The sequence below is a fragment of the Paraburkholderia sp. GAS38 genome, from assembly GCF_050434965.1.
In the GTDB taxonomy this organism is placed as follows: domain Bacteria; phylum Pseudomonadota; class Gammaproteobacteria; order Burkholderiales; family Burkholderiaceae; genus Paraburkholderia; species Paraburkholderia phenazinium_A.
Genome location: NZ_JBNDJO010000003.1, coordinates 579,175 through 595,123, shown reverse-complemented (window position 1 = coordinate 595,123; position 15,949 = coordinate 579,175). Strand labels below are relative to the sequence as shown.

Here is a 15,949-nt window from a genome sequence, read left to right as displayed (position 1 = left end):
GTGCCGATCTATCGTGTGTGCTCCAGAACCGCTTCCGGGTAGCCACCATGCAGATGATCGACAAGATTTATATCGACGGCGCGTTCGTCACGCCTCACGGCGACGAACTCTTTGACCTCTTCAATCCCGCCACCGAACAGGTGATCGGCCGCGTGCGCCTCGCCGATGCGCAAGACGCATGCGACGCGATCGCCGCCGCGAAGCGGGCCTTTCCCGCGTTTTCGCACACCAGCAAGCGCGAGCGCATCGACATGCTGAAGCGGATGCACGAAGCCGTCGTTGCGAAAGAAGACGAGCTTTACGAGGCCATCACCGAGGAATATGGCGCGCCGGTGTCGCGCGGCCGGTGGATGGCGCAGCACGCGAGCAACGTGCTGCTCGAAGCGGCGAAAGTATTGGAGGATTACGCCTTCACGCGCCGTGCGGGCACCGCTGACGTGGTCATGCAACCGCTCGGTGTCGCCGGACTGATTACCCCATGGAATAGCGACGCGGGCTTCATCTGCGGCAAGCTGGCCGCCGCGTTGGCCGCGGGCTGCACGGCCGTCATCAAGCCGAGCGAGATGAGCGCCATCCAGACCCGCGTCGTCACCGAAGCGCTGCATGCAGCGGGCTTGCCGGCAGGGGTGTTCAATATCGTCACGGGACGGGGCGAGACTGTCGGCGCCCAGATCAGCACGCACCCCGATGTCGCGAAGCTCTCCTTCACGGGCTCCACGGCGGTCGGCAAGGCGATCCTGCGCGCCGGCGCCGAGACCTTGAAGCGCGTCACGCTCGAACTGGGCGGCAAGTCGCCCGTGATCGTGCTCGACGATGCGAACTTCGACCAGGCAGTGCCGCTGGCGATTCAGGCCGGTTTCATGAACAGCGGCCAGGCCTGCATCGCGGGCACGCGCATCCTCGTACCGCAACACCGGCTGGCGGAGTTCGAAGCACGCGTGCAGGAGGAAGTGGCCCGCACGCAGGCCGGCGATCCGCGCGATCCGCAAACAACCGTAGGTCCCATGGTCAGCCAGAAGCAGTGGGAGCGCGTGCAACGCTACATCGGCATCGGCACGGACGAAGGCGCGCGGCTGATCGCAGGTGGCCCTGGCCGGCCGGATGGCGTCGAGGCTGGCTGGTTCGTCCGCCCGACTGTCTTCAGCGACGTGACAAACGACATGACGATTGCCCGCGAAGAAATCTTCGGCCCCGTGCTGTCGATTCTCACCTACCGCGATACAGAGGAAGCCATCGCGATTGCCAACGACACGCAATACGGTTTGCAGGCCTACGTATTTTCAGCGGATGCGCAGCGGGCGCGCGAAGTCGCGGCGCGGATCGACGCCGGCCGCGTACTCGTCAACACGCTCGCGCACGAACCGGCCGCACCGTTTGGCGGTTTCAAGCAATCGGGGATCGGTCGGGAGTACGGCACGTTCGGTCTGGAGGCGTTTCTTGAACCGAAATCCGTGCTTGCCGCCTCGTGACGGCGTCATGGTGACGGCGCCAGTCAGGCGTAGCGCGCCAGAAACATATCGGCGGCGGATTCGGCGATGTGCTTTTGCTCGGCCTTGCTAAGCGACGGCTGGCCCATCGTCACCTGCGGCCAGAACGCGAAGCCTTTCACGAGGCCTTGCAATTGCAGCGAGGCGAACACCGGGTCCTCGGTCTTGAGGCGGCCGTCGGCAGCGGCGGCGCGAATCCACACGGTCAGGTCCTCTTCGCGCTCGCCCATGCGCGCCACCATGTCGCGCGCGCGCTCCGGCGAATGAATGCCCGCCGCGATCGCCACGCGTGCGAGCGAGAGGAAAGCTTCGTCGTTCAGAAGACTCAGCTTTTTGCGCAACAGCTCGAGCAACTGGTCGCGCAACGGTTGCGACGAGGAATAAGCAAAGACCTGCCCCGCGTCACTCGAGTCCCACAACTGCCGCAGAATCGCCGCGAACAGCGCTTCCTTGCTCGGAAAGTGGTTGTAGACCGTCCGCTTGGAGACACTCGCGCGGGCTGCGACGCGGTCCATGCTGGTGGCGTCGAAACCGGCCGCGAGAAATTCTTCAATCGCGGCGCCGATGATGGCGGCGCGCTTGCGGTCGGTTAGACGGAGACGGGTATCAATGGCATCCATAGCTAAAATTTTACACCATGCAGTTTACTTTTTTCCAGGATAAACTACACTGGACAGTCTACTTTGTGTCCTGGAACGCTCTACATGACCTCGTTCACCGAATCCTTGCGCCGCACGTTGGGCCTGACAGCGGCTCAACGCGGGCGCGAATCGTTTGGCTCGTCGGCCCAGCATGACAGCGAGCGCTTTCGCAACGTCAAACCGCGTCCTGTCGAAGGGTTCGGCAAGACGTTGAGCATCGCGTGGAATCTGCTGTTCAAAAAGCCGGACGGCACGGCGCCGGCAAGCCCGCTGCCCGTCGATCCGCTGACGCGCGCCCAGCTCGACGCCGCACCCGACCGCAGCCTGTTTCGCCTCGGACACTCGACCCTGCTGCTCAAGCTGCGTGGTCGGTTCTGGCTCACCGATCCGGTGTTCGCCGAACGCGCGTCGCCATTCCGGCGCTTCGGCCCCAAACGCTTTCATGCGCCGCCCATCGCGCTTGCCGATTTGCCGCCGCTCGCCGGCGTGATTCTGTCGCACGACCACTATGACCACCTGGACCGCGAGACGGTGCTGGCACTCGCCGGCAAGACAGGTGTGTTTCTGACGCCGCTGGGTGTCGGCGACCGGCTGATCGAGTGGGGTATCGACGCTTCAAAGGTGCGCCAGTTCGACTGGTGGCAGGGTACGGAGATCGACGGCCTGGCATTCACGGCCACGCCGGCCCAGCATTTCTCCGGCCGCAGCCTGTTCGACGGCAACAGCACCTTGTGGGCCTCGTGGGTGATCGTCGACGACGATCTGCGGGTGTTCTTCAGCGGCGATACGGGCTACTTCGACGGATTCAAGGCGATCGGCGAGCGGTTTGGTCCGTTCGACGTGACCTTCCTCGAAACCGGCGCCTACGACGCACAATGGCCGTACGTCCATATGCAACCGGAAGACACCGTGCAGGCACACGTCGATCTGCGCGGCCACTGGCTCATGCCGGTGCACAACGGCACCTTCGATCTGGCGATGCATCGCTGGCAGGAACCGTTCGAGCGCGTGACGGGCCTCACTACGGCGCGCGGCATTCCGCTCGCCACGCCGCGAATGGGCGAGCGGCTGGATCTGGCCGCGCCCCATCGCGGCGAACGGTGGTGGCGCAACACCGCCGCGGCGGGCAACTACAGCCTGAATTCGCTTCCGACGTAACGAACCCCACCTCTACACCCCAACCTGCGCCCGAACCATCGCGGACGCAGGTTGGCCGGTTCTCGACGCCTCACCTTGGCAGCACCGCTCCGAACGACCCCGAACTGGTTGCGTCCGCAATCAAAATCCAGGACGCCCGATACCCCCAAGCGACGATAAAACCTTCCGGTGTTTAACCGCGAAAACGTTTGCCGCAAACCAAATCCGCTTTACTGAATCGAATTGACGATTAAACCGCTCCGCTTTCACGCGAGCCAATAGATCGATATTTCGGATGGACTATCCATCGCGATTTTATCCATTCAGCATAAAATAAAAAACCCAAGCTGATTCTATTAAGTTTTCGCACCCCATTGCCGTTATTCCCATTGCGTTAATGCAGAAGGTCCAGACCTGACTGCCCAGCGCTAGCTGGGCAAAAAACGTAACAACTTCAAACGCGAGAGGAAACGTGAACATTAAATTAACAGGGGCTGCAGCCTTGTCGCTGCTGATGCTGACTGCCTGCTCGGATATGCAGATGGGCGCTACGTCGGCAAAAACCACCGCAACCGGTTCGGCGGCCGGCGGGACATCCCAGAACGCCAACGTCGGCTTGCAGCACTGCACGGCGCCGCTCGGGACGGTTTCGATTGTCGAGGACACCACTGCACCCTGGTATGGCATGTTGACCGGCCAATATCAGCTTGGCAGCACGGTGCCGGTTCTGAAACTGCTGGTGCAGCAGTCGAACTGCTTCGTAGTGGTCGATCGTGGCCGCGGCCTCGCTGCCGCCATGGACGAGCGCGCACTGAACGAATCCGGCGAACTGCGCAAGACGTCGAAGATGCATAAAGGCCAGATGGTCGCTGCCGACTACACCATCAGCCCCAGCATCACCTTCAGCAACAACAACGCGGGTGGCGGCGCAGCGGGGCTTCTGGCCTTTGTGCCGGTGGTCGGCGGTGCGCTCGCGGGGGTTGCCGGCACCATGAAGACGCAGGAAGCATCCACCCTGCTCACGCTGGTCGACAACCGTTCGAGCGTCCAGTTGGCTGCCGCAGAAGGCTCGGCCAAGAACGTCGACTATGGCATGCTCGCCGGCGTCGTCGCGGGTGGCTTTGGCGGTGCAGGTGGCGGTGCGGGCGGCGCATATGCGAATACGGCGCAGGGCAAGGTCGTCGTCGCGGCGTTTACCGACTCGCTGAATAATCTCGTGGTGTCGGTGAAGCAATATAAAGCGCAAAACGTGAAGGGCGGCCTCGGCAACGGCGGCACTCTGCAGGTGAATTGATTATGGCTGGCGCCAATCCGTATTGCCGCGCTCATCACCAGGCAGGCGGAATGGCGTCATCCTCCAGGTGCGGCGAATTCAAATAGCGAACGCACACCCCTCTCACGCTTGCGACAAACCCGTGCTCAATTTCTTCAGGAGTTGACGCAACGTATCCCGCTCGCTTTTCCCAAGGGGAGCGAGGATTGACTCGTCGACCTGTTGCGCAATGGCTGTTGCCTGCTGCAGCATCGCCGCGCCTTTTTCGGTCAGTTCGATTGCGTATCGACGCCGGTCCGCTTCATCCGCAACCCGATTGATTGCACCCAGCGCTTCCAGATCGTCGATCATCGTGACGATCGCACTCGGCACCACATTCAAGGCCTGTCCGAGCGCCAGTTGAGACGTCATGGGCATATGACGGATCGCCGCCAGCAAGCCGCAATGCTTCGGACGAATCCCGAGCGGACGCAGACGTTGAGCGAACTGCTCGATCGTTGCCTGGCCGAGCTTGCTCAACATATCGGATGGTCTTCACATAACGTCATGAAGACGATCGGGCCGGTCACGCTCGCCGTGCTGACGCTCGCGTCGGCTGTCATGCTCCTTCGCACGACGCGTCAGGCGGCGTGACGGAGAGCGTCAATGCGCGGTCGGCGTTAGCCGAATAGCTGCAGATGTTCCACAAGGATGGTGCTGCCGATGCCGATCAGCACGACGCCGCCCGCCATCTCGGCGCGCCGGCCCGCGACGTGGCCGATGACACGGCCGAGCATGACGCCGAGTGTGACCATCGCCATAGTGGCGAGACCGATCGCGGCAGCCGTCGAATAGATGTTGACGTCGACAAAGGCGAGGCCCGCGCCAACCGCCATCGCATCGATACTCGTGGCGAAGCCGGTCAAGGCGAGCAGCCAGAACGAATGGGCCGCCGGCCTGCTCTCCTCGACTTCTTTAGCGGCAAAGCTGTTGAAGACCATGCGGGCGCCGAGGACCAACAGCAGCGCAAACGCGATCCAGTGATCCCATGCGGAGACGTATTGGGCGGCGGCCTTGCCGAGGAACCATCCGGCCAAAGGGGTCAGCGCTTCGATCACGCCGAAGATCAGCCCCGTCCTGATGGCTTCGCTCCAATGGGGACGATGGAGCGTGGCGCCTTTGCCGATAGCGGCTGCAAAGGCGTCGGTGGACATGGCAAAAGCCAGGAATAGCGTTGCGACAGGATTCATCAGAGTAGGCGCTCGAGGTCGGGCTGAAAACCACGACACACCGCCGCGCCCGACCGGTCGCGTGGTGTGTCGATGGTCTTGCCAACCGAAACGGCTACCTGCACCACGGTCTGCGCGACCGAGAATGTTGATGCAGGCGCTTCTGGGTAGAAGCCGGCTACTCCCCAAAGACAGGGGCGAGCATACCATGACTGAAAGGCCTATGTAATGTCGTCCGCTCGTCAAGGCGCCCGGCTTCGCAGGAAGCGGTTAGACGGGAAGGTTGCATTTGTAATGGGCCGCGCGATAGAATCGCGCCTGCTCATTGGGGAGTAGCCGCCTCGAACGCGATGTTCGAGGGCGCACGTCAACATACTTGGCCAGTCGCAAGACTCGCCATGGCGTACGCAGCGAAATGCCTGGCAAGACCGATGACTCGCATTCCGACCTAACCGGGTCGCCGGAATGCGCGTCATCGCGTTTTTTCAGCGCGGCCCGGGTACAACATCCCATGCAATCCTTTCTCGTTGCGACCAGTGTCGTCGGCCTCGCCGAAATCGGCGATAAAACCCAACTACTGTCCCTCGTACTGGCTGCGCGGTATCGCAAACCCATTCCCATTGTGCTCGGTGTGCTGGCCGCCACGCTGATCAACCATGCGGCATCCGGTGCGCTGGGAGCGTGGCTCGCGAGCGTGCTCAGGCCGGGCATCCTGAACTGGGCCGTGGTCGCATCGTTTGCGGTAATGGCTGTGTGGATTCTGATTCCGGACAAGCTGGACGACGCCGATGCAGCGCTAACCAAGAACACAATGGGCGTCTTCGGCACGACGGCCGTGACCTTCTTTCTCGCCGAGATGGGCGACAAGACGCAGATCGTCACCATCGCGCTTGCCGCGCGCTTCCACGAATTTTTCGGCGTGGTCGCGGGTACGACGCTGGGCATGATGCTGGCGAACGTGCCGGTCATCTATCTCGGGCACAAGTTCGCCGACCGCTTGCCGACCAAGGCCGTGCACATTCTGGCCGCCATCATCTTTGTCGTACTCGGTGGACTCGCCTTGAGAACGGCGCTCTATCCGGACGCGCATCCGATGTTCTAGCACGCCCGGTTCGACCGTCAGCCAGCTTTATGCAAGCCGCCCCGTTTGCAGGCGAAGCCGCTCCGCCAGCGCTCAGCGAGTTCGCTTCTTGCGGACCGGCTCGGTTTGCGAAGACATCCCCTCGCGCTCGAGCCATGAGCGGAACAGCACGACCCGCTCATCCATGGCGTTGCCATCCGCGACGTAAGTGCAGTAGCTGCGCGACGGCAGACGAGGACCCGCGAACGGCGCGACAAGCCGGCCGGTAGCGAGATCGTCGGAGACCAGCGCAGTCGGCCCCATGGCAACGCCTATGCCGTCGATGGCGGCCTGCAACGTCAGATAGAAGTGGTCGAAGGTCAGCGTGGCGGCGGGTTTGAGCGCGGGCGTCTCTGCGCTAGCCAGCCAGTCCGGCCACAGTCGCGGAAGACTTGATGTGTGCAGCAATGTATGCCGCCGCAAATCGTCCGGTGTGCGAAGCGGCAGTCGCTGCAGAAGCGCCGGACTGCAGACCGGCAGTCGTTCCTCGGACAGGAACGGCCGCATCGCGTAGCCATAGAACGTATCCGGACCGCCGCGGATGATGACGTCATAGCTGGCTTGCAGACTCTCCACCGGTTCGTTCGACGTCTCCACGTTGACGTCCACCTCGGGATACGCCGCGCGGAATTTCGCCAGCCTCGGCACCAGCCAGCGCAATGTGAAGGTGGCCGGCGCATTCACGGACAAGCTCCGCGCCACCGTTTCGGAAACGCCATATCGCGCAGTGGCCTGCGAGAGCTGCTCGAACAGCGGAGCGATTTCCGCCAGGTAGGCCTTCGCCGCCGGCGTCAGCACCACACGCCGGTTGTGCCGCTCGAACAATGAAGACTCAAGCCACTCTTCAAGCAGCCGCACGTGCTGGCTCACCGCGCCGTGCGTGACGTGCAGTTCCGCGGCGGCTTCCTTGAAACTGCCGAGGCGGCCTGCGGCCTCGAAAGCGCGCAAGGCATTGAGTGGAGGTAATAGCCGCTTCATCCGCAAGAGTTTGTCTAACGCGAACCGGCAATTTATCTGGTTTGTGAGTGGGCCACAAGATAGATACCCTACTTACTTCACCGTCGCTCCGGAATCCGCATGCTCAGTTATACCGGCGGCTTCGTCCTGCTTGCCGCCCTGCTCCACGCGAGCTGGAATGCCATGCTGCACGGCAATGCCGACCGCCTCCTGTCCATGACGTGGATGAGCATCGCCATCGGCGCGGTAGCCGCACTCGTGGTGCTGGTCACGCCGTGGCCGGCCGCTCCGGCGTGGCCGTATATCGTCGCATCGGGGCTCGTGCATATCGTCTACAACGTAAGCCTCGTGCGATCGTATCGGCGCAACGATCTGGCGCAGGCCTATCCGATCGCACGCGGCTCGTCGCCCTTGCTCGTCACGCTCGGCGCCGCGCTCTTCGCGCATGAGACGATCGGTCCGTTGCACGCGCTCGGGATCGTGATGATCTCGGGCGGCATCATCGCGCTCGCGCTGCAGGGGCAGCATGTGTCGCGCGCGGGTGCGCTAGCCGCCTTGACGACCGGCGCCACCATCGCGCTCTATACCGTGATCGACGGCATCGGCGTGCGCCTGTCCGGCGGCGAAGCGCTCGCCTACACCGCGTGGATGTTCCTGTTCTACTGGCTGATGCCGCTGCTGTTCGTCGCGAAGCGCGGGCTAGCGGCGCTGTGGGCACCGCTGCGGACGGCGCCTATGGCGCTCGGCTCGTCGCTGGTGGGCGGGCTCGTGTCGATCGCGGCGTACGGCATCGTCATCTGGGCGCTGCAGTCGGGCGCGATGGGTGCGGTATCGGCGCTGCGCGAGACCAGCGTGGTGTTCGCGGTGCTGATCGGGCGCGTGTTTCTGCGCGAGGCGGTCAGTGGAAAGCGCTGGCTCGCGTGCATCGTCGTCGCAGCCGGTGCGGTTTGTCTGGGGCTTTGAGCCTGGTGGTCCACGCTTGCCGCATTGGGACATGAAATGTCCGCGTGCGCATCTATCTTCGCTATCGGCGTGACTTTGCCGTGACGATCGTTGCATTCCGCTCACAGGTTCATTTCGGAAAATCGCCCTAAATTTTTGGGCTGAATTGCCGAAAACCATGGCATCGTGATGCGCGCGCGAATCCGGTACTCGTTCGCGCACGGATCGATCTCGTCTCTCCAAACTACAAACCTAACAACAAATCCGTATGCGACCAACCGCCGGGGCCTCATCGAACGATCTCCACCAAGCCGTACTGAATGAAATCGACGATCTGCTGAAGCAGCTCGATCTCGATGCGACCGATACGCGCGTCGCGCAAACGATGGCGCAGGTCGAAAATCTCGTCGCCCCGATTCACGCAGATCTCGTGCAGCGTATCGAAGCGCTACAGCGTCACGCGCGTTGGGACACGTTCACGATCGCGTTCTACGGCGAAACGAATGCCGGCAAATCGACGATCATCGAAACGCTGCGCATTCTGCTCGGCGAACGCAGCAAAGCCGACGCGCGCGCCGCGTTTCGCGCGAAGCAGGCGGAGTTCGGCCTTGGCGAAGCCGCCTTGTCGACTTTGAAGCAAGCGATCGACGACAGCCGCGCACAGCTCGACGCACTGCAGGCGCAAGCCGTCGAACGCAGCGCGCAGCTCGATGCGGACCGCGATGCGCTCGAACAGGAACTGAGCCGCCTGCGGCACCTGATCGTCGCGCAGAAACAGGCGGCGTCGTTCTGGCAAAAGCTGATGCATCTGTTCCGCAAGCGACCGGAAGAAGTGGCGCTCGCACAGGGCGAGCAGCAACGTCTCGCGCTTGGCGCAGCGCATGCGGCCGAACGCGAACAGCTCGACACGCAGCGTGAACGCGCTCAGGCCGCGCATGAGGCGCTCGAAGCCCGGCAAACGAGTGCGCATGCCGCACTCGACAGCCTTGCGCCGCTCGCCGACGGGCAGATCGTCGGCACCGGCCGCTCCGACTACACGCTCGATGCGCACGGCTACGGGTTCGACGCGAACCAGCAGCATTTCGAACTGCTCGACGTGCCGGGCATCGAGGGCAAGGAAGCGCGCGTGCTCGACAGCATTCTCGGCGCGGTAAAGGCCGCGCACGCCGTGTTTTACGTGACCGGCAAGGCCGCCGCGCCGCAGACCGGCGACGAAAACGGGCAAGGCACGCTCGAAAAAATTCGCACGCATCTGGGCGACCAGAGCGAAGTCTGGACCATCTACAACAAACGCATCACCAATCCGATCCAGCTCGACAAGGACGAGTTGCTGAGTCAGGGCGAACGCGACAGCCTTGCCGTGCTCGACGAGACGATGCATGAGCATCTGGGCGAACGTTATCAGCGCCATATTGCGTTGAGCGCGCAACCGGCCTTTCTCGCGGCGGCCGACTGTCTCGTGCCGTTCTCGGACGTCGCGCGCAGCCGCGCGAAGTTTCTCGCCAAGGCGAGCGCCGCCGAGCTGCTGTCGAAGTCGGGCTTCCAGCCGTTCGTCGACTGGCTGACCGGCAGCATGGTGACCGATTGCGACGCGCGCATCCGCACCGCAAACGTGAACAAGGTGCGCAGCGCGGTGCAGGCAGCGACGGGGACCATCACCCTGATCCAGCGCGATACGGTCGCGCCGCTCGCCGCGCAACTGAAGCGCGATTGGGCACTGGTCAGCCAGCAGCTCGAACTGACAGTCCGCAGCCTCGGCCCCGCGCTGCAAACGCTCGCGGACGGCGCGATCCGAACGTTCGAGACGAGCGTGCGCCGGCGCGTCTACAACCGCATCGACGACGGCATCGGTAACGACGATCTGAAGCATGCGTTAGGGCTCGCGATCCGGGGCGAGCAGGCGACCCTGGAAGCCGAGCTGCCGGAGCAGATGAAGGCGCAACTCGAGCGCTTCCAGCAGGAAGTGGGCGATATTCTCGAACGCTTCCAGCAACGCGTCGAGCAGCTTCAGGACGCGTACCGCTCGATCGGCGCGCCCACGCTCGGCGGCTTCGAACTGAACATGACCTTCGACAGCGGCGTGAAATACATGCCGCTCGTCGCGGCGCTCGCGGGCGGCCTGATGATGCTGTGGAATCCGGTGGGCTGGGTGACGCTCGCGATTGGCGGCGTGACGCTCGTGGTGAGCATCGCGAAGGCGGTCTGGGGGCTATTTGACAGCGATTACAAGAAGTCGCAACAGCGCAAAGCCGTCAACGAGAATCTCGACCGCGTCGTCGACGGGATGGGCGACGCCATGAAGCGAAGCTACAACGAAGTGATCGAGAACGTGACCGCGCGTATCGACGAGATCGCGACGGAAGTGGAGCGCTCGGTCCAGCAAGCCGCGCACGTCAACTCGGCGCTGCTGCGGGTCTGCGCGAATCTCGCGCATTTGTCTAAAACGATGTCCGAAACAGAGGCGGTGTAATGGAACAGACGCTGGAGTCTTTTAAGGAACGGCAAGCGGGAACGTTGAAGGTGCTGCATGAACTTCAGGCGTTCCTCGCGCAGGGTGAGGCGTTCGGGATCGACGCCGATCCGAACGTCAAGGCGAAGCTCGACGGCGCGATCCGCAGCATCGAAGACGACAAGCTGCGTGTCGTGCTGATCGGCGGCTTTTCCGAAGGCAAGACTGCGATTGCGGCCGCGTGGCTCGAGCGGCTCGACAAGTCGACGATGAAGATCAGCCATCAGGAGTCGTCGAATGCGGTCACGGTCTACGAGGCCGGCCCGGACTGCGTGCTGATCGACACGCCCGGGCTGTTCGGCTTCAAGGAGCAATTCGACGCGCAAACCAACACGCTCGAAAAATACAAGGAGCTCACGCGCAAGTATGTGAGCGAAGCGCATCTTGTCGTGTACGTGATGGACCCGACCAATCCGATCAAGGAGAGTCACCGCGACGATCTGACGTGGCTGTTCCGCACGCTGAACCTGCTGCCGCGTACGGTATTCGTGCTGAGCCGCTTCGACGCGGTGGCGGACGTCGAGGACGAACACGAATATGCGCAGAGCCTGAACATCAAGAAGGAGAATGTTGTCGGCCGCCTGCGCGACCTGATCGCACTGAGCGACGCCGAAGCGCGCGAGCTCGCGGTGGTGGCCGTGGCTGCCGACCCGTTCGAGATGGGCACCGAGTACTGGCTGGCGGATCTCGATCGATTCCGCGCGCTGTCGCGCATCGGGCTGCTGCAGCGCGCGACGTCGGAGAAGGTATCGGCGGCGGGCGGCGTCGCGGCGGTCGTCGATGAAACCAAGCGCAGCATCGTCCGCGATGTGCTCGGCAAACAGTTGCCGATCGCCGTGCACAACGACGACAAGATTGCCCAGGAAGTCGACCGGCTCGAAACCATGAGCAACCAGTTGAAGAAACAGATGGTCACGGCCGACGCGCGCATTGTCGACGTGCGAATCGGCCTGCGGCGCTTCGTCTCCGAGTTCTTCACCGACCTGATCCTGCAGACCCACAAGCAGTCCATGCAGACGTTTTCGGAGTTCTTCGAGCGCAACGTGGGCGCGGACGGCGCGGTGTTGAGCGCGAACCTGCAGAACGCGTTCGACCAGCAACTGCGCTCGGTGAAGTTCGAGGTCGGCAAGATGGCCGTTGGTTTCGACGCGGAGGTCAACCACTTCAACGCCACCGTGCGCGTGTACGGCAAACAGGGCATCGATTACGTGGTCAAGAGCGGCATGATCAACAACACGTCGATACTGGCCGCGCGCGATGGCGTTCTCGGTGTTGCGAAGGTGGTCGGGCTCGATCTCGGCAAGTTGCTGAAGTTCAAGCCGTGGGGCGCGGTCAATCTTGCCAAGGGGCTCAACGGCATGCTATCGGTGCTTGGGCTCGCGCTTGAAATCTGGGACTCGTGGGAGCAGGCCAACCGCGAGCGGGCGTTCCGCGAGGTGATCGCGAAGATGGTCGACAACTTTACGAAGCAGCGCGCGGAATTGCTCGAACTGATCGACGGGCCTCGGTTCGAAGATCAGTTCTTCCCGGAACTCGTCGAGTTGCGCGGCAACGTGGACGCCGTCGAGCAGAGCGTGGCCTCGGGGCGCCAGAAGCGCGAGCAGTTCCATCGCTGGCGCGATCACGGCGAAGCGATCGACGCGGAATTTCGGATGATGGACGCGGCTTGAGCTGTGCAAGCTCGCGAAGCCGCATGACGCGGGTGGCATGTCGTTGGGGCGCGGGTCGAGATTGATTTCGTCCCGCTCCCCGACCCCTTGGGCAAAATGCCACTACAATCCAGCACTACGTTCCGTCAACCGTGGTTTGCCCATGAAATACCTCCTTGCATCGACACTCGCGGCGGTCATCGCGGCCGCAAGCACCGCAGCCATCGCCCAGACACCCAGCAACGCCGCCGCCCCTAAACAGTCGTGCACCATGGGGTATGTCACCGGCGTGGGCGGAGCGGCGCAAAGCATGCACGACTATCTTGCTACGCCCGACAGAGACAGGTTTCGCTTCCTTGCAGACCACGCGATCCAATGCGATGTTTCGGACGACGGTCGCGCGACTGGCTGCACTGGGGTCACCAACCTTCGGCATGAAGAAATCAGCGTGTACGACGACAGCGACAGCGTAACAATGGCCGTCGTCACCCGTGTGGAACTCGACCGGGGGACTTACCCGGCGATCATCGTCGTGCAAAAGAAAGACGTGCAGTGCGGGGAGTGAATGCGCTTACGGCGTGTCAGTTTCGGCAGATCGCGATGAATCTAGCCTCGCCTGAAAAAAACGCACCACGTCCGCATTGAATCGTTCATGAAACGCCGCGCGGTCGAAGCCCGGCAAGCTGGCGCAAACTTCCGGCATCGTCTGGGACATGCGTGCACTGCAGGGTGGCAGGAAATCGAAGTGGCCCGCGTTTTCGACCACGTGATAGTCCGGCGCCCGGGGCAAGTCTGCGCGCACCGCTTCGTCATAGTAGGGATCAGGCTGGCGATGATCCTGCGCCGCCCGCCAGAGCTGCACCGGCACACGCACGCCGCTTAAGCCCGCGCGGCCGAAGCTAAAGCCGAATGCCGGCGCGGCGACGACCACGGCTTTGATGCGGGCGTCGTGCACCCAGGCATCGGCGGGAATGCCCTGGCCCAAATGAAGATCGACGCCGGCATGCGTTAGGACCTGGCACAGGTTGTGATCGGGGTGCGCTTCGCAATACGGCGCGATCGCCGCAAGATCCGGAACACCACCGGCCGCCACCAGCACGGTGAAGCCACCGTTGGAAAATCCAAACGCGCCGACACGGCCCGCGTCCAGCCGTTCGTGCGAGGGCCACTCGCCGAGCATATAGTCCACCAGCCGGCGAAGCTGGGCGGGACGGCGCCACAGTTGCAAGACCTTGCTTTGATCGTCGAACGTATCGCCCGCATGGCTGACCGCGGCGGCCACGAAGCCCGCGTGCGCGAGGGCGAGCGCCGTGTCGTAATGACCGTCGTACCAACCTCCGCCACCGTGCGACATCACCACCAGCGGCAGGTCACGGCCCGCAATCGGAGCGCCGGGCGCCACCGTCTGGGTGAAATAGCCCAGGGGGTGCTGGGTCGCGGGCGCATCGGTCGGATACCAGATCCCTACCGTTAGCGGCGGTTCGTCCCCATTCGTTATCCTGACTTCCTCGAAACCTACATTGGCGGCAAAGGCCGGCGCAGCGAAGAGGGTAAGCACGGTGGCGATCATGGCCGCGAGTTTCACAGCAGTCTCCTGTTTCGTCTTCTGTCACGTCTCGCGGCATTCGAACATACGGGCTCAGGTACTGTGGTCGCCGCAGCCACCTCGGCATTTTTACTGGGCACGAGCGTCATTGCAAGCGGTGGCGAATCGGCAAAACACACAACTAGCACGAAGTGGCCGCATATCTGCCGGCCGCCGTCACAACCGACGACGGCCTGTTGCACCGCTCAGAACGCGTGATACACCCCCACCGACATCAGCAATTGCTTCGATGTGCTGGAGTCGTAACCGGCCCCCGGAATTTCGGCAATCGCCGTGCGCCCCACTACTGCGCCATCCGCGTCGAACACCGGTGCGATGCCATCGCCGCCCGCCTTCTGGAAGATCGCAAGCGCATACAGGCTGGTGCGTTTGGAGAGCGCATAGTTGACGCCCAGGTTTACCTGCTGGAAATCCGGCTTCAGATTCTGATAGTCGGCTTTGCCTGCGTTATAGATGTAGGCCGCACCCAGAAGTAGTTCGGGGGTGACCTTGTAGGTCGCACTGGCTTCGTAGGCGTCCATCTTGAAGTCATTGCCGCCACCGGCGCCGGCAAAGCCGTTGACGACAAAATACTGGCTGTTTTCAAGGTCCGTATGCGAGTAGTTCAGTGCGAAAGTGGCCGGCCCAAGCGTGTACGAACCGCCCACCGTGAACACCTTCATGGCATTGGCGTCCTGCAGTCCGACATAGTCGTTCAATGACCCGACATAGTTGCCATTCGACGCGTACACACCGCCGGTCCCACCCGAATTGGTAGCGGGATTCTGGATGTCCAGGTAGCCCGCCGCCACCGAGAAAGGTCCCCGCGTGTAGGCTGCAGCCAGGGACCAGACGCGATTGGTCGAGAAGTCGCCTGCCACACCGCCGAAGCTGAACATCCCCTCCACATGCAAGCCGCCCCAGGTCGGGCTGACGTACTTGACCGCGTTGTTGAAGCGGATCGACTGGTTCAGGTTGTCGAGGTCGCCGAAGTGCGAGCCGTAGCCGGTGGCGAAGTTATTGCTCGACGGGAAATAGCCCACCGTCAACGAAGGCGGATCGTACTGACGTCCCAGCGTGACCGTGCCCCACTGATCGTTGCTCAGCCCCACAAAGGCCTGCCGCCCGAACTCCGTGCCGCCCTGCCCGAGCTTACCGTTCTGGATGTTGAAACCGTTCTCGAGCGTGAAGATCGCCGACGTACCGCCACCGAGGTCTTCTTTGCCCTTCAGCCCCCACAGGTTGCAACTCGGCGGTCCGCAAGTGTCCGATTCGACCACATGACCTTTGCCGGTATTGTTGACGACCGTGATACCCGCATCGACAAGGCCATACAGCGTCACGCTGCTTTGGGCCTCGGCCAGCGCCGGCAGCGCGAGTAGCACAGCCATACAGATACTGCTCTTTTTCATCAGGATCTCCAGGTAAGGGGCACGGCTAT

At 62.8% G+C, this 15,949-nt stretch carries 14 protein-coding genes and 2 riboswitches; of the genes, 8 read left to right on the top strand and 6 right to left on the bottom strand.

Features of this window, described 5'->3' with window-relative positions; all coding sequences use genetic code 11:
• Nucleotides 1–47: 47 nt before the first annotated feature.
• Nucleotides 48–1,469, top strand: a complete 1,422-nt coding sequence (locus P3T42_RS10195) for an aldehyde dehydrogenase family protein (RefSeq protein ID WP_429305925.1) — start codon at nt 48–50, stop codon at nt 1,467–1,469.
• A gap of 23 nt (nt 1,470–1,492) precedes the next feature.
• Here the strand turns inward: P3T42_RS10195 and P3T42_RS10190 are convergent, their stop codons facing one another.
• Nucleotides 1,493–2,107 carry a TetR/AcrR family transcriptional regulator gene (locus P3T42_RS10190; RefSeq protein ID WP_074294722.1) on the bottom strand — a complete coding sequence of 205 codons (615 nt, stop codon included), beginning with the start codon at nt 2,105–2,107 and terminating at the stop codon, nt 1,493–1,495.
• A gap of 84 nt (nt 2,108–2,191) precedes the next feature.
• Between P3T42_RS10190 and P3T42_RS10185 the strand changes: the two genes are divergently transcribed.
• Both P3T42_RS10185 and P3T42_RS10180 read left to right on the top strand, forming a co-directional pair.
• On the top strand, nt 2,192–3,286 hold the full coding sequence (locus P3T42_RS10185; RefSeq protein WP_429305924.1) for an MBL fold metallo-hydrolase: 1,095 nt from the start codon (nt 2,192–2,194) through the stop codon (nt 3,284–3,286).
• Between the two features lie 451 nt (nt 3,287–3,737).
• The gene (locus P3T42_RS10180) at nt 3,738–4,559 is read left to right on the top strand and encodes a CsgG/HfaB family protein (RefSeq protein ID WP_216352695.1); all 822 of its coding nucleotides are present in this window, start codon (nt 3,738–3,740) and stop codon (nt 4,557–4,559) included.
• 102 nt (nt 4,560–4,661) lie between these two features.
• Here P3T42_RS10180 and P3T42_RS10175 read toward each other — a convergent pair whose 3' ends face one another.
• The gene (locus P3T42_RS10175; RefSeq protein ID WP_429305923.1) at nt 4,662–5,060 is read right to left on the bottom strand and encodes a MarR family winged helix-turn-helix transcriptional regulator; all 399 of its coding nucleotides are present in this window, start codon (nt 5,058–5,060) and stop codon (nt 4,662–4,664) included.
• A 137-nt stretch (nt 5,061–5,197) separates the two neighbouring features.
• The gene (gene mntP / locus P3T42_RS10170) at nt 5,198–5,767 is read right to left on the bottom strand and encodes a manganese efflux pump MntP (RefSeq protein WP_429305922.1); all 570 of its coding nucleotides are present in this window, start codon (nt 5,765–5,767) and stop codon (nt 5,198–5,200) included.
• 6 nt (nt 5,768–5,773) lie between these two features.
• Nucleotides 5,774–5,945: riboswitch (yybP-ykoY riboswitch) on the bottom strand.
• Nucleotides 5,946–6,061: 116 nt separating this feature from the next.
• A riboswitch (yybP-ykoY riboswitch) is annotated at nt 6,062–6,244 on the top strand.
• A 13-nt stretch (nt 6,245–6,257) separates the two neighbouring features.
• Here mntP and P3T42_RS10165 point away from each other — a divergent pair.
• Complete coding sequence (locus P3T42_RS10165; RefSeq protein ID WP_074297169.1) at nt 6,258–6,848, top strand: TMEM165/GDT1 family protein; 591 nt, start codon at nt 6,258–6,260, stop codon at nt 6,846–6,848.
• Nucleotides 6,849–6,920: 72 nt separating this feature from the next.
• Here the strand turns inward: P3T42_RS10165 and gcvA are convergent, their stop codons facing one another.
• The gene (gcvA, locus tag P3T42_RS10160) at nt 6,921–7,844 is read right to left on the bottom strand and encodes a transcriptional regulator GcvA (protein WP_429305921.1); all 924 of its coding nucleotides are present in this window, start codon (nt 7,842–7,844) and stop codon (nt 6,921–6,923) included.
• A gap of 99 nt (nt 7,845–7,943) precedes the next feature.
• On the opposite strand from gcvA, the gene P3T42_RS10155 reads away from it, so the two are divergent.
• The 4 genes from P3T42_RS10155 to P3T42_RS10140 all read left to right on the top strand — a co-directional run bounded on the left by P3T42_RS10155 (nt 7,944) and on the right by P3T42_RS10140 (nt 13,488).
• A complete protein-coding gene (locus tag P3T42_RS10155) occupies nt 7,944–8,786 on the top strand; it encodes an EamA family transporter (protein WP_429305920.1) in 843 nt (280 codons plus the stop codon).
• Between the two features lie 247 nt (nt 8,787–9,033).
• Complete coding sequence (locus P3T42_RS10150) at nt 9,034–11,235, top strand: hypothetical protein (RefSeq protein WP_429305919.1); 2,202 nt, start codon at nt 9,034–9,036, stop codon at nt 11,233–11,235.
• The gene (locus P3T42_RS10145) at nt 11,235–12,944 is read left to right on the top strand and encodes a LeoA/HP0731 family dynamin-like GTPase (protein ID WP_074294714.1); all 1,710 of its coding nucleotides are present in this window, start codon (nt 11,235–11,237) and stop codon (nt 12,942–12,944) included. Before P3T42_RS10150 ends, P3T42_RS10145 begins: the two co-directional genes overlap by 1 nt.
• 142 nt (nt 12,945–13,086) lie before the next feature.
• Nucleotides 13,087–13,488, top strand: a complete 402-nt coding sequence (locus tag P3T42_RS10140; RefSeq protein ID WP_074294713.1) for a hypothetical protein — start codon at nt 13,087–13,089, stop codon at nt 13,486–13,488.
• A 6-nt stretch (nt 13,489–13,494) separates the two neighbouring features.
• Here P3T42_RS10140 and P3T42_RS10135 read toward each other — a convergent pair whose 3' ends face one another.
• Both P3T42_RS10135 and P3T42_RS10130 read right to left on the bottom strand, forming a co-directional pair.
• Nucleotides 13,495–14,508 carry an alpha/beta hydrolase family protein gene (locus tag P3T42_RS10135; RefSeq protein WP_429305918.1) on the bottom strand — a complete coding sequence of 338 codons (1,014 nt, stop codon included), beginning with the start codon at nt 14,506–14,508 and terminating at the stop codon, nt 13,495–13,497.
• A gap of 206 nt (nt 14,509–14,714) precedes the next feature.
• Nucleotides 14,715–15,920, bottom strand: coding sequence for a porin (locus P3T42_RS10130; RefSeq protein ID WP_074294712.1), 1,206 nt, complete (start codon nt 15,918–15,920; stop codon nt 14,715–14,717).
• Nucleotides 15,921–15,949: the final 29 nt, after the last annotated feature.

Coding starts and splice junctions, on each gene's coding strand:
- P3T42_RS10195 (WP_429305925.1), top strand. CDS start 48: ATGCAGATGATCGACAAGATTTATATCGACGGCGCGTTCGTCACGCCT.
- P3T42_RS10190 (WP_074294722.1), bottom strand. CDS start 2,107: ATGGATGCCATTGATACCCGTCTCCGTCTAACCGACCGCAAGCGCGCC.
- P3T42_RS10185 (WP_429305924.1), top strand. CDS start 2,192: ATGACCTCGTTCACCGAATCCTTGCGCCGCACGTTGGGCCTGACAGCG.
- P3T42_RS10175 (WP_429305923.1), bottom strand. CDS start 5,060: ATGTTGAGCAAGCTCGGCCAGGCAACGATCGAGCAGTTCGCTCAACGT.
- mntP (WP_429305922.1), bottom strand. CDS start 5,767: ATGAATCCTGTCGCAACGCTATTCCTGGCTTTTGCCATGTCCACCGAC.
- P3T42_RS10165 (WP_074297169.1), top strand. CDS start 6,258: ATGCAATCCTTTCTCGTTGCGACCAGTGTCGTCGGCCTCGCCGAAATC.
- gcvA (WP_429305921.1), bottom strand. CDS start 7,844: ATGAAGCGGCTATTACCTCCACTCAATGCCTTGCGCGCTTTCGAGGCC.
- P3T42_RS10155 (WP_429305920.1), top strand. CDS start 7,944: ATGCTCAGTTATACCGGCGGCTTCGTCCTGCTTGCCGCCCTGCTCCAC.
- P3T42_RS10150 (WP_429305919.1), top strand. CDS start 9,034: ATGCGACCAACCGCCGGGGCCTCATCGAACGATCTCCACCAAGCCGTA.
- P3T42_RS10145 (WP_074294714.1), top strand. CDS start 11,235: ATGGAACAGACGCTGGAGTCTTTTAAGGAACGGCAAGCGGGAACGTTG.
- P3T42_RS10140 (WP_074294713.1), top strand. CDS start 13,087: ATGAAATACCTCCTTGCATCGACACTCGCGGCGGTCATCGCGGCCGCA.
- P3T42_RS10130 (WP_074294712.1), bottom strand. CDS start 15,920: ATGAAAAAGAGCAGTATCTGTATGGCTGTGCTACTCGCGCTGCCGGCG.